Source organism: Acinetobacter sp. Ag2 (genome assembly GCF_001005515.1).
GTDB lineage: Bacteria > Pseudomonadota > Gammaproteobacteria > Pseudomonadales > Moraxellaceae > Acinetobacter > Acinetobacter bereziniae.
Window position 1 is genome coordinate 25,151 of the sequence record NZ_LBNA01000046.1, and the last position, 13,458, is coordinate 38,608.

12 protein-coding genes and 2 tRNA genes are annotated in these 13,458 nt (G+C 38.8%); 7 read left to right on the forward strand and 7 right to left on the reverse strand.

Features of this window, described 5'->3' with window-relative positions; genetic code table 11:
- Window positions 1-10: 10 nt before the first annotated feature.
- The 3 genes from AAV97_RS08760 to hisB all read right to left on the reverse strand — a co-directional run bounded on the left by AAV97_RS08760 (window position 11) and on the right by hisB (window position 2,208).
- Entirely contained in the window at window positions 11-562 is a 552-nt protein-coding gene (locus AAV97_RS08760; RefSeq protein WP_042089133.1) for a DUF805 domain-containing protein, read from the reverse strand.
- 435 nt (window positions 563-997) lie between these two features.
- A complete protein-coding gene (hisH, locus tag AAV97_RS08765) occupies window positions 998-1,615 on the reverse strand; it encodes an imidazole glycerol phosphate synthase subunit HisH (protein WP_046760362.1) in 618 nt (205 codons plus the stop codon).
- On the reverse strand, window positions 1,615-2,208 hold the full coding sequence (gene hisB / locus AAV97_RS08770) for an imidazoleglycerol-phosphate dehydratase HisB (protein WP_004825477.1): 594 nt from the start codon (window positions 2,206-2,208) through the stop codon (window positions 1,615-1,617). Before hisB ends, hisH begins: the two co-directional genes overlap by 1 nt.
- 102 nt (window positions 2,209-2,310) lie before the next feature.
- On the opposite strand from hisB, the gene AAV97_RS08775 reads away from it, so the two are divergent.
- The 5 genes from AAV97_RS08775 (at window position 2,311) to AAV97_RS08795 (ending at window position 5,601) form a co-directional block, all read left to right on the forward strand.
- The gene (locus AAV97_RS08775) at window positions 2,311-2,688 is read left to right on the forward strand and encodes a GNAT family N-acetyltransferase (protein WP_005034402.1); all 378 of its coding nucleotides are present in this window, start codon (window positions 2,311-2,313) and stop codon (window positions 2,686-2,688) included.
- 318 nt (window positions 2,689-3,006) lie between these two features.
- A tRNA-Phe gene (locus tag AAV97_RS08780) sits at window positions 3,007-3,082 on the forward strand.
- 133 nt (window positions 3,083-3,215) lie between these two features.
- A tRNA-Phe gene (locus tag AAV97_RS08785) sits at window positions 3,216-3,291 on the forward strand.
- Between the two features lie 202 nt (window positions 3,292-3,493).
- Window positions 3,494-4,255 carry a class I SAM-dependent methyltransferase gene (locus AAV97_RS08790; RefSeq protein ID WP_046760363.1) on the forward strand — a complete coding sequence of 254 codons (762 nt, stop codon included), beginning with the start codon at window positions 3,494-3,496 and terminating at the stop codon, window positions 4,253-4,255.
- Window positions 4,256-4,341: 86 nt separating this feature from the next.
- Window positions 4,342-5,601 carry an OmpP1/FadL family transporter gene (locus tag AAV97_RS08795; protein ID WP_046760364.1) on the forward strand — a complete coding sequence of 420 codons (1,260 nt, stop codon included), beginning with the start codon at window positions 4,342-4,344 and terminating at the stop codon, window positions 5,599-5,601.
- Between the two features lie 134 nt (window positions 5,602-5,735).
- Here the strand turns inward: AAV97_RS08795 and AAV97_RS08800 are convergent, their stop codons facing one another.
- The gene (locus AAV97_RS08800; RefSeq protein ID WP_004825465.1) at window positions 5,736-6,155 is read right to left on the reverse strand and encodes a GNAT family acetyltransferase; all 420 of its coding nucleotides are present in this window, start codon (window positions 6,153-6,155) and stop codon (window positions 5,736-5,738) included.
- Between the two features lie 213 nt (window positions 6,156-6,368).
- Here AAV97_RS08800 and AAV97_RS08805 point away from each other — a divergent pair, with 213 nt between their 5' ends.
- Entirely contained in the window at window positions 6,369-8,003 is a 1,635-nt protein-coding gene (locus AAV97_RS08805) for a GMC family oxidoreductase (protein WP_005034394.1), read from the forward strand.
- Window positions 8,004-8,180: 177 nt separating this feature from the next.
- On the opposite strand, the gene AAV97_RS08810 is transcribed toward AAV97_RS08805, so the two are convergent.
- From AAV97_RS08810 to ompR, 3 genes are all read right to left on the reverse strand, one after another.
- Window positions 8,181-9,701, reverse strand: coding sequence for an acetyl-CoA hydrolase/transferase family protein (locus AAV97_RS08810; RefSeq protein ID WP_004825459.1), 1,521 nt, complete (start codon window positions 9,699-9,701; stop codon window positions 8,181-8,183).
- Between the two features lie 205 nt (window positions 9,702-9,906).
- Window positions 9,907-11,367, reverse strand: coding sequence for an ATP-binding protein (locus tag AAV97_RS08815; RefSeq protein ID WP_046760365.1), 1,461 nt, complete (start codon window positions 11,365-11,367; stop codon window positions 9,907-9,909).
- Window positions 11,368-12,069: 702 nt separating this feature from the next.
- Complete coding sequence (gene ompR / locus AAV97_RS08820) at window positions 12,070-12,834, reverse strand: two-component system response regulator OmpR (RefSeq protein ID WP_004825449.1); 765 nt, start codon at window positions 12,832-12,834, stop codon at window positions 12,070-12,072.
- 189 nt (window positions 12,835-13,023) lie between these two features.
- Here ompR and AAV97_RS08825 point away from each other — a divergent pair, with 189 nt between their 5' ends.
- Entirely contained in the window at window positions 13,024-13,437 is a 414-nt protein-coding gene (locus tag AAV97_RS08825) for a carboxypeptidase-like regulatory domain-containing protein (RefSeq protein WP_227562050.1), read from the forward strand.
- Window positions 13,438-13,458: the final 21 nt, after the last annotated feature.

The following is a 13,458-nucleotide window of genomic DNA, read 5'->3' on the forward strand; positions in this document are numbered from 1 at the left end:
CAGAAATCTTTTATTCAGATTGAGTGTGCTGACTATGTAGTTCAATTTGTTGATGTTGAGCACGATCAACATAGTTTTGATAAGCGGGAATAGCAATTGCTGCTAAAATTCCTAGTGGAAAAATAAGGAAATACATCCAACCCAATACTTTTTCCCAAGTTTTAGTGATGTGTGGAGCACCATAATTGTTTGAGCCTGGAGTACCTGGGGCGAAAATTAAATAAAGTATAAAAAAGAGATTTAGAAAGGGTACGAGAATAAGTAAAGATAGCCAACCACTATGATTACGATCATGTAAGCGGCGTATCGAAAATATAAATGAAAAGTAAATTAATACAATATAAAAAATTCCAACAATAAATAATAATGAAATGGATAAATTTCCATTAATAGTTGCTGTTGATAAGAAATTTGGCGCTACAATAGCACATATAATACTAAATAAAACAGCAGCAATTATAGTGATTAGAAAGGTTAACATATTCCAACCTAAATATGATAATCGTCCGAAGCGACCATTTGCATTTAAACCTGAATCATGGCTTTGGAAATTAGAAGACATTTTATATTCCTATATAAATTATGATATTTTTAAAAAACTGTTTAAAAAAAAGAATTGATGATTTTTTATTCAATTTTGATGAAGCATAATGAATTGATAAGAAAAAATAAAGTATGAGTAAAAAAACAGTGTAATTTAAGCTGAGATCGATATAAAAATCTTGATAAAACATGATACTCGGAAACGTCATCCGCAACTGTTTGAGGCAGGATTACTTCTATAATGTATTGTTTCTGCGACTGCTTAAATATGTTGCTGGTAGCTGACGAGTTTTGCGGGTGACAATGGTTTTGCCTACTTTTCCCGAAAGAAAAGTAGGGCTAGCCGCAGGCTGATTCTGTAATTGGGTGAAAACTCAGCAAGACTCCGCAGAGTTTTATTTTTTTCAGTAAGTTAAATGTATGATTGCATCGAACTCACGTTAATTTAAATAAATTAAATATTCCATTCCACAAAGTTTTTCAGCAATTGCAAACCTGCTGTATGGCTCTTTTCTGGATGGAATTGTGTAGCAAATAGATTTTCTTTATGAATTGCGGTACAGAACTGCAAACCATAATCACATGTTGCTGCAATCAGTGTTGAATCTTTAGGTTCAACATAATAGCTATGCACGAAATAGAAGCGTGCATCTTGTTCGATATTTTTCCACATTGGATGGCTAGGATCAGCTTGGTGGACTTGGTTCCAGCCCATGTGAGGAACTTTTAATCCCTCCATATCTGGAAAATGTTTGACCATGCCATCAAAAATACCCAGCGCTTGAGTGCCACCATTTTCTTCAGATGACTCAAGTAAAGCCTGCATACCGACACATATTGCCAGCACAGGTTTATTGAAGGCAGCTTGATGTACAACTTCATCGATTCCTGCTTCATGCATGCCTTGAATGCAGTCACGCATTGCTCCCACACCTGGAAATACAATTTTATCTGCTTGAGCAATCAGCTTTGGATCATTGGTCACATCTACAGTTGCACCGACATGTTCAAGTGCTTTAGCTGCTGAATGAAGGTTTCCCATGCCATAATCAAGAAGGGCAATACGGGTCATTACAAGGTTCCTTTGGTAGAAGCAACAGTATTTTCAGCGCGAGGATCAACTTCGCATGCCATACGTAGTGCGCGAGCAAACGCTTTGAACACACTTTCGATCTGGTGATGGCTATTTTTACCTTTTAAGTTGTCGATATGCAGGGTCATTAAGGCATGATTAACAAAGCCTTGGAAAAATTCTGAGAATAAATCGACATCGAAGCTACCAATTCGCGCACGAGTAAATGGAATATCCATCCACAATCCTGGGCGACCTGATAGATCAACAACGACACGGCTTAAAGACTCATCAAGTGGTGCATAAAAATGACCATAACGTTTTAAGCCTTTTTTATCGCCAAGCGCTTGTGCAAAAGCTTGTCCTAGCGTAATCCCACAATCTTCTACGGTGTGGTGATCATCGATTTCCAAGTCGCCATCACAATGAATATCAATATCAAATAAACCATGACGCTTGATTTGATCAATCATATGGTCTAAAAAGGGAACACCTGTATTGAGCGTGCCTTGACCAGTACCGTCAAGATTCACACGAACTCGAATTTTAGTTTCGTTGGTGTTTCTTACCACTTCACTGATACGTTGCGCCATAGACACGTTCCTCAAAAAACGTCAAAAATTAAAAGTTTGATGTAAAGATGTTTCGCTGTGACGAAAGTGACAGCATATTAGATTGCTCAGGAGGGTTAATCAATGCCTATTACCGTACATGCTAAAACTTCACTAGAAAATGAAGAAGTTCGCGATCAGCTTGAGCGATTATATGACACCAGTCCCGAATTTGGGGATGGTCATGACGCCATAGAACAACTTGAGCAAAACTTGGCTCATTATACCCTACTTTATGTCGCAGAATTTAATACAAAGATTATTGGGGCATTATGGTGTACTGGACAAGGTGAAAGCAGAACTTTAGAAAATATTGTGGTACATCCAGCCAATCGAGGGCGAGGGGTTGCTGAACGTTTGGTTGAAGAAGTTTGCCGAATTGAAGAAGAAAAGGGTGTAAAGAACTTTGAGCCAGGTTGCGGTGCAATACATCGTTGTTTAGCGCATCTCGGTAAAATCTAAGCGATTTGAGTTTTCTGAATGCCTAAAGCAGCTTGAGTCATTGCTTTTGCTTGCTTTGCTCAAAAACAAGTTGCTCAAGAACAAGGGATGGTGAAATGGTTAGTTTTAAGTGCATTTTGAACAGATTCAAAAACGGAATATGCGCAAATTGGTTATGCTAATCGAGATCATTCAAACAATGTATGACTCAAATATGTGTGAAAAAGCATCCATTAGCGCGTAAATAGGCTGATTTTGTTGTAAAAATAGACTGTTGAATGATTTTAATGCTTTCTATACTTGACGGCTTATGGATTAAATTGTTTAATACGCCCCATCGGCGTGATAGCTCAGTAGGTAGAGCAACGGATTGAAAATCCGTGTGTCCCCAGTTCGATCCTGGGTCTCGCCACCATATTTAAAAATCTTTAAGATTTCAATCCCTGATCCCATCAGGGATTTTTTTTGGGTAAAAAATATTCGCTTGAATAAAAAAGTCATGATTTTTATTGACTATTGAATGCAGATACGGCTTAATACACCGCATCGGCGTGATAGCTCAGTAGGTAGAGCAACGGATTGAAAATCCGTGTGTCCCCAGTTCGATCCTGGGTCTCGCCACCATATTTGAAAAACCCCAAACATTGTTTGGGGTTTTTTATTGCCTATTTTTAGCGTTCAATGTCATTGTGAGCGTTCTAGAAAATAAACCGATTAAAATACGGTGCAGAGGAATGATTTTAATTGTCTTACAAAATGCCTTGAGCTGATGTGGAAATGACGTAGAATAAATTTTTATAAAACGAATAGATTGTTATAAAAAACAATGAAAGATTTATTTTCATCAGGCAGTGCGCTTTATCAACAAGCACGACCCAGTTATCCACAGGATGTGGTTCAGGAAATATTAAATCATGTTCCTGAGCGTAGCTTTGCATGGGATTGTGGTGCAGGTTCAGGACAATTCACTCAACTACTGACTCCTTACTTTGATCATATTGTTGCCACCGATTTGAGCGAAAAACAACTACAGCTTGCACCTTATTTTGATAATGTTAGCTATCAGGTTCAATCGGCTGAACACACCTCATTTGCAGCTCACAGTTTTGATTTAATTTCGGTAGCGCAGGCAATTCATTGGTTTGATTTTGACGGGTTTTATAAAGAGGTTCAAAGAACACTTAAACCGCAGGGAATCCTTGCTGTCATCGGATATGGTTTAATTCAAGTTGAGAATAAAGTCATTCATTCCATGATTCAAGATGTATATTTTAAAAAATTAAACGGTTATTGGGATGCTGAGCGCCGTTATATTGACGAAGAATATCAGACGATTCCATTCCCATTTGAAGAAATAACCGTTGCCAGTTTTAAAATGCAGTATCAATGGTCAGCAGCACAACTGTTAAAATATTTATCGACATGGTCGGCAATTAAACATTATTGTGAAAAAAATCAAGATCCTCCCTTACTTGAATTGGCTGAACAACTAAGCAGTGAACATGAAGATTTAAAAATAGAATTTCCTGTATTCTTGCGCCTAGGTCGAGTGAAACAAGTCAAGAAAAAGTGTTTTATGAAAAAATAGAATAATGATCTCATTTTATCTTGGATTACAAGATATATGGCTAACAATATACTTAGTTATATATTATTTAAAGATAAGATGATTCAATGAAATTTATATCTCAAGTTACGGGGCTGGCAATTGCTGGGGTTTTATTTAGCTCGAATTCTTCTGCGACAACAGGCTATTTTATGCATGCCTATGGTGTAAAAGCCCAAGGTAATGCAGGTGTATCGATCGCTCAATTTCAGGATGCACTCAGCATCGCTAATAACCCAGCAGGTTTAAGTTGGGTTGGAAACCGTATTGACATTGGGGCGAGTATTTTTTCACCTGATCGTTCTGCAAACATCACTGCAAATCAACTGCCGAATGCGAATGGCTCATATGATGGCAATGGACGAGCGTATTTTGTATTGCCAGAAATTGCTTTAAATCATCAAATCAATGACCAAGTGGCATTAGGTTTAGCAGTGTATGGCAATGGTGGTATGAATACAGGCTATCAGGATAATCCGTTTGCTGCATTTGGCAATAGGGGCACGGCTGGGGTCGATTTAACGCAAGTTTTTGTCTCTCCTGCGGTATCTTGGAAATATGCCGCAAATCAATCTGTGGGTGCTGCAACGAATATTTTATATCAACGTTTTGAGGCAAGGGGAATTCAGGGTTTTGCTGGATTTTCTTCAGATGCTTCAAACCTCAGTAATCGAGGAAAGCAGAGTGCTACAGGTCTAGGAGCACGAGTGGGCTGGTCAGGCATATTCTTCAATGATCGCTTAACTTTAGGTGCGAGTTATGCTTCAAAAATCAATGCTGATCGTTTTGATCAATATCGAGGATTATTTGCTGAACATGGAGATTTTGATGTTCCTGAAAACTATGCAGTGGGTGCAGCATTAAAAGTAAGCCCTCAATTCACCATTGCAGCAGATGTACAACGGATTAACTATTCAGATGTGAAATCTGTTGGACATTCATTTGATGTCGGGCAGCTACAGCAGGGGCAGCTTTTTGGTTCTCCACAGGGTCCTGGATTTGGTTGGAAAGACATCAATGTCTATAAATTGGGGGTATCTTATCAAGCACACCCTCGACTGCTTTTAAGGGCAGGCTATAGTCATAATGATCAGCCCATTCCAGCGCAAGAGGTCTTTTTAAATATTCTTGCACCTGGTGTCATTCAAGACCATCTCAGTGTTGGTGCAACATGGAATATTGATCCTCATCAAGAACTCAGTATTGCCTATACACATGCCTTGGAAAATGAGGTGAAAGGACCAATTTCTCCTGCATTTGGTGGTGGTGAGGCTAAAATTAAAATGAGTCAGGATATTTTGGGAATTGCTTATGGTTATAGGTTTTAAGTGTATTTAGCTATACGTACAGCTCTGAAACTTCGACAGCATTGCAATAAATACTTTTAACGCGGTGTAGATGATGTCTCACTTTTAACCGATAGCATTAGACCCATGATGAGTTTAATTTGATGAGGCTGTTCTTAATCCTGAATCAGCCGCTTACCTAAGCAAACCACCTCAATCTCTTCATAGCCCAATTGCTCATAAAAACTTTGTACATCGATATTGTCTTTACGGATCAACAGTTGCAACTTTGGACAGCCCAATGCAACCAAGCGCTTTTCAAGCTGTTGTAAGAGGGCTGTTGCCACGCCATTACGTTGATCATGTGGATGCACGGCAAGATAATTTACCCAGCCACGATGTCCGTCATAACCGCCCATCACGGTAGCAATGAGCTGTTCATCTTTGACCGCCAATAAAAATAATCCATCTTTTTGAGCGACTTTTCGGAAGATATCAATCTCTGGGCTATTCCATGGACGTGTTAAATCACATGTTTCCCAAAGTGCAATGACATCATCTAAGTCGGTTTCCTGAAACTGCCTAATGATAAACATAGCTTTCTTTTATCTCTTGTTTTTAAAAGAATGTTTGCATCAGATTAATATAAAAAGTGCATCTTGATAAGTTGATTTTTTAGACAATGCGTAAATGTTTGATAGACATTCTAAATTTGGAGTGGAATGGTGCGGTTACGAATGATTATTTTTTATTGCTTGAAAATATGCATAATGATTGAGGAATAATTTAAAACAAAAATGGAATTTCATATGAATAAACAGGAATTTGATTATATTATTGTTGGTGGTGGAAGCTCAGGTTGTGTTTTGGCTGGTCGTTTATCTGAAAATCCACAGGTTTCTGTTTGTTTGCTTGAAGCAGGTGGTACTGGAGATGGCTGGAAAGTCGAGGTTCCCTGCGCAGCGGTCATTAGCATTCCTACAAAAATTAATAACTGGGCATTTGAAACTGTTCCTCAGAAAGGTTTGAACGGTCGCAAAGGCTACCAACCACGTGGTAAGTGTCTGGGTGGATCATCTGCAATCAATGCAATGGTCTATATCCGAGGACATCGACAAGATTATGATGATTGGTCGGCTTTAGGGAATACAGGCTGGTCATATGATGAGGTTTTACCTTATTTCATTAAATCAGAGAATAATCAAAGAATTAAAAATCAATATCATGGTAATGATGGTCCATTGTCTGTGATTGATTTACACAGTGACAATCCGCTTCAACAAAAATATCTTGCAGCTGCGAAACAACAGGGCTATCGAATTTTGGATGACTTTAATGGCGAAGAGCAGGAAGGCTTAGGCATTTATCAAGTCACTCATATTAATGGTGAGCGCTGTAGTTCAGCTCGGGCTTATCTCTTTCCACATCTTAAACGAAAAAATTTAACAGTTGAGACCTCGGCGCAAACCCAGCGAATTTTAATCGAAAACGGTGTGGCTGTGGGTGTGGAGTATAAGCAGAATGGTCAATTGAAACAGATCCACGCGCGACGTGAAGTGCTACTCAGTGCTGGTGCAATGCAGTCACCTCAAATCTTGATGTTATCTGGCATCGGTGACCAGCATGAGTTAATGGAACATGGGATTGAGGTGAAAAAACACTTACCCGGCGTGGGCAAGAATTTTCATGATCATCCTGATTTTATCTTTGGCTATAAAGTACGTGAAATACAGGGAACTTTTGGGCTATCCATCCCCGGGTCTATTGATTTAATCAAGCAAATAGGACGTTATCGAAAAGAGCGGCGTGGTTTGCTTACGACTAATTTTGCTGAATGTGGCGGTTTTATTAAAAGCTCAGCAGAGCAAAAAGTACCGAATTTACAATTACACTTTGTGATTGCATTGGTTGATAACCATGCTCGGACTTTACATACAGGTCATGGCATTTCTTGTCATGTATGCTTACTGAACCCAAAAAGTCGTGGCACGATCAAGATCAGTGGTCCAAGTATCGACGATCCAATATTGATTGATCCAAATTTTTATGGAGAAGAGTCTGATTTAGAAGAAATGGTCAAAGGTTTTAAGCTCACGCAAACTTTAATGCAGTCTGAAGCGTTTAAAAGCATGATCAAAGAAGATTTGTTTACTGCAAATGTCCACACGGATGAGGAGATTCGACAGGTTTTACGAGATCGCTCAGACACGGTTTATCACCCTGTAGGAAGTTGTAAAATGGGCGTGGATGAAATGGCTGTGGTTGATCCACGATTGCGTGTTTATGGTATTCAGAACTTACGTGTGGTGGATGCGTCCATCATGCCTAAAGTGGTCAATGGAAACACCAATGCACCTGCCATTATGATTGCTGAAAAAGCCGTAGATATGATTAATCAGGATCAGTCAGGTGTAGCATTTATCGAGGAAAAGATGGTCGTCTAGGCAAGATCATTTAAGCTTTGTGAGCAAGTGGATATGTATAGCTCGCAGAGCTATTTTATTTGATTGCCATTTTTTGCAACGAACATATCAACCTGTTAAAGCAACAGACAATAAAAAACGCCCTTTGGGCGTTTTTTATTGAGCTAAAAGATTATGCAGAAAGATCGTGCAGAAAGATTATGCAGATTTTTTAGCTTGATCTTGTGTGGTTAACATATGACCTGTTTCTTCAAAGTTGCAGTGCCAAGAAAGCGCTTCACGAAGAATATGAGGTGTTTGACCGCCTTTTTCACATGCACGATCAAAGTAATCATTTAAGGCATCACGATACATTGGGTGAGCACAGTGATCGATTACAGCGCGTGCACGTTCACGTGGTGCTAAACCACGTAAGTCTGCAAGACCTTGTTCAGTAACCAGAATATCAACATCATGTTCAGCATGATCAATATGTGAGGCAAATGGTACAACAGAAGAAATGTCACCGCCTTTTGCAATTGATTTGGTTACGAAAATAGCCAAATGTGCATTACGCGCGAAGTCGCCTGAACCACCGATACCATTCATCATCTTGGTACCACAAACGTGAGTTGAGTTGACGTTGCCGTAAATATCGAATTCAAGTGCAGTGTTGATACCAATGATACCTAAACGACGAACTAACTCAGGATGGTTTGAAATTTCTTGTGGACGTAAAACCAATTTATCTTTGTATTGTTCAAGATTGTTAAATACTTTTTCGCCATATTTAGCAGAAAGCGTAATTGATGAACCTGAAGCAAATTTCATTTTACCCGCATCAATCAATTCAAAAGTACAGTCTTGAAGTACTTCTGAGTACATCACTAAGTCTTCAAAGTTTGATTCTTTCAGACCTGTTAATACTGCATTGGCAATAGATCCAATTCCTGCTTGTAATGGACCAAGGTTCGCAGGCAAACGACCTTCTTCAACTTCTTTCTCAAAGAATGCGATCAAATGGTTTGCAATCGATTGCGTTTCATCATCCGGTAAAGTCACTGTTGATGGAGAGTCATGGAATTCGCTGTTAATCACGATACCGACAATTTTTGCAGGATCGATATTGATTGCAGGTGTACCAATACGTTGATCAACATGTGTTAATGGGATGGGTTGACGAGTAGGACGATACGTTGGGATATAAATATCGTGTAAGCCTTCAAAAGCAGGGCTTAAATTGGTGTTGATTTCAACAATCACCTTTTCAGCAAAAATTGCAAAGCTTGCAGAGTTACCTACAGAAGTGGTTGGAATGATGCCGCCATCTTCAGTAATTGCAATGGCTTCAATCACAGCAACATCAGGTTTTTTCAATTGAAGATTACGCATTTGCTCAACAGTTTCTGACAAATGCTGATCGATAAACATCACTTCGCCTTTGTTGATGGCTTTACGTAATGTGTTATCGACTTGGAACGGTAAACGACGAGCAAGTACACCTGCTTCAGTCAATTGTTTGTCTAGATCATTACCTAAACTCGCACCAGTGATCAATGTAATCTTGAGAGGATTTACTTTGGCTTGTTTTACAAGTGCTAAAGGTACAGCTTTTGCTTCGCCTGCACGAGTAAAGCCGCTCATCCCCACAGTCATACCATCTTGGATAAAAGTTGCAGCTTGTTCTGCGCTCATGACTTTGTCATGGAGAGATGCTAAACGGATACGATCTAAAGACATGGTTTACGCTCAATTCTTGTTCAAAACTAGACGGATTGTACCGCCCTCAAACTAAATTGTGCATGCCTCTAATGCTAAGGTCTAATTTTTTCAATAAATGCGGGTATAAATTTTAGTGATGGTTTTTAAGTTATTATTTATTAATGAAATAATGTTGTCTGTTTGATAAATAAACAAAACTGTTTGTTTGATTATTGAGCGATCATTAAAAATGATCACTCAAACTTTGCTTAATTTTTTGAATCGGGTTTGTAGGTGTCGGTTCTTCCTCAACTTTTATCGAAAGTGGTAGGGAGACGATGGCTTGTAAACCACCTTCAGGGCGGTTGGAAATAGACAGTTCACCTTGATGAATATCGACAATTCGCTTCACAATTGCCAGCCCTAAACCACTGCCTTGAACTGTACGTGCAGCATTTCCGCGTACAAAGGGTTGCATTAAGTCTTCAATCTGATCTTCAGGGATACCTTCACCATTGTCCGCAACACAGATTTTGATATGTTCATTTTCAACCAGTGCACTTAATTCAATTGGTTCTGCACCATAGCGCTTAGAATTGTTGATCAAATTACCAATCAAGCGTTTGAGTGAGAGCGAACGTGCGGTGATGATTGGCAACTCTTGAGGTGTAAAGCGAATATCCAAAGGCTTAAACTGAATCACTAGTTCTTGTAGTAAGCTGTTGATATTGGTGTCTTGTAGCTCTTCATCTGAACCATCACGCATATAAGAGATAAATTGGCTCAAAATGGCATCCATATCATCGACATCATAAATCAGTCCTTCTTTTAAGAAGTCATCATCAGACATCATTTCTGCACTTAAACGAATCCGAGTCAGCGGTGTTCTTAAATCATGTGAAATTCCAGCCAACATGATTTGACGATCTCGTTCAGTTTGTTCAAGCGTATAGATCATATGGTTAAAAGCTTGGTTAACTTCACGAATTTCTTGTGGTCCATGGTTGGTTTCAAGATAAGGCGCTTTACCTGTTTTACTGTAATTATTTGCAGCATGTTGTAAGCGACGTAATGGGCGATTCAACTGTCTAACCAATGTCAAAATAATGGCTGCAGCAATTAAAGGAATCCCCAATAACCAAGCTAAAATAAGTTCTGGACTATAATTCGCATAGGTATTTAACGGTTCACGAACCCAATTCCCATTCATTTCAGGCGTTTGTACCCAGATACGTGGACTAGGTTTAAACTGGAAGTAAACCGTTACGTCCTTAATTTTTAATTCTTCTGCCAATTGCTTTTCAATGCGATTGGTAAAGAAATCAGCAATAATTTTATCTTTAACATTTGGATAGTCTTTAGGATCTGTAACATATTCCACACCAACACGCTGTTTTAACCACTCATCAATATCTAACTGAATATCGTCGTGGTAGATCTGCAAGCGAGGATTGTTGACCATCTCAAGCTCAACTGCCAGAAAACGTGCATGTTGTTGAATTTCTGGGAGATAGAGTGTTTTCCAGAAAAACCAAAGAGACATAAATAGGCTAAAAAAAACCACAAATATGACCAGAACCGTAGTTCGCATTGCAGCTGAACGTGGTTTAATTTTATCGAGAAAGCGTTCCCAAGGTGTGCGTTTGCGTTCTTTGTAAGCGACAAAGTCAGTAAATTCTTGTGGGTCTATGGGTTCTAATTTCACAGATTGATCCTGTTACTCGATAATATCGTGTGATGCAATGATTTTAGTTTAATCAATGATGAATTTATAGCAATAATAAAACTGTGATTTTATCTATGCTTGATCTAACACTTGTGATTTGAATAAAAATAAACTCATAAAATTTAATCTAGTCAAAATAGATTGTTTGATTGAATAAGAAAGCCTAATTTTTATGATGATTTGCTTCTTTTATTATTTTTAGTAACCAATTCGACTTTTTGAGATGGTCGAAAAATGCGCATTGAATGTTTACATACATTTTAAATGCTTCTGAAACATAGATGGTCTTTCTATCGTGAGGCGACATGGATGTCGCCATCTTGGGGAGGTATGAGCAAAAAACAAAGTATTGCTTTGTTTACAGTGCAAGACCCCTGTTAAACAGAAGTTTTTTGTCATCTTTTCATCTCTGAAAAGTGAGATAGCGCCTACGCAAAGCGATTTAAACTTTAAATGTAAAGCGGTGCATTGCAAACTTGATCTTCATACAATTATTTCTATGTAATGGCAGAGGTTTCATGGTTGATAAGATTAACCCCCATTTAGAAATCATCTAAAAGCTTAATTCATAAAAGCATTATTCTGTGCAATAAAATATGGGTGACATTCCTTATTCAAAAATGTCACCCATAAGTCAATATCTCATGCGTTCAGCAAATAGAGATACCATATATCGCTTTATTATTCCGCACCATCTGGAACAAAGACATAACCTACGCCCCATACAGTTTGGATATAACGTGCGCGTGCTGGATTCTCTTCGATTAATCGACGCAAACGTGAAACTTGAACATCAATTGAACGTTCCATTGCGCCCCATTCACGACCACGTGCCAAATTCATCAATTTATCACGGGTCAATGGTTCGCGTGGATGTTGTACCAGCGCTTTCAACACGGCAAACTCACCTGTGGTCAAGGTGACTACTTGCCCTTCACGTGTCAAAGTGCGCGTTGAAAGATCTAAAGACCATGGACCAAACGAAACCACTTCTACATTTTGGCTTGGTGCACCTGGAACCTCACGAACTTGGCGACGTAAAACAGCACGGATACGTGCCAATAATTCATTTGGATTAAATGGTTTTGGCAAATAGTCATCCGCACCAGCCTCTAAACCAGCAATACGGTCAGAGTCACTGCCACGTGCTGTGAGCATGATGACAGGTGTATCAATATTGGATGCGCGTAATCGTCTGCAAATGCTTAAACCATCTTCTACAGGAAGCATGAAGTCTAAAACGATGAGTGAAAATAACTCACGTTGTAATAGACGGTCCATTTGTGTTGCATCGTGGGCTGTCTTAACAACAAAGCCTTTATCTTCAAGGAAACGCTGTAAAAGGGTACGTAAACGCACATCATCATCGACCACTAAGATGCGTTCGACACGGTCAGTTTCGTTTTGTACGACATCTGTATTTTCAGCAGGTACAACCAAACTCATGATGTACTCCCTTAATGTTGTAAATTATAAATATTCATCAATCTCAGTATAATGCCTAAGCGCTTGTTAAGACTATGTATCAAATTGCTCAAAAATACAATTTTCCGGCTGTTTTGAAACCAAAAGACAACATCTACAAATATTTGAGATCGTTCTATGTTTATAAATAAAAAAACATACCATTTGCAAATGAAACTTTTATGTATTTTAGCAATAAGCTTTTGTTTAACTGCATGTATTAGCCGATTATCTCGACCAGAGATCTCTGGACAAGTGATTGATGGTCGTGGACAACCGATTGCATATGTTCAAGTGGGAGAAACTCAAACCAATCAAAATGGCGATTTTCAGTTAAAAGAGCAGCGCTATTCTGCTTTTTTGTTGAAAGAAATCATGTATATGGAAGCACCACCAGTGTTTGTTCAAGAGACAGTCACTAAACCGGGTTATCAATCGTGTTCTTTACAATATTTCAACCGTTTTGGTGGCGGTCAGAGAAAAGGGGCGAAATGGCAGCTTGGAAAAATTATTTTACAAAGCAATTTGAACGCACAAGGTCAGAGTGAAATACCCGATTGCATGATAAAAACTCAAGAAAAATGAACTTTTATCACTTTTTTCATT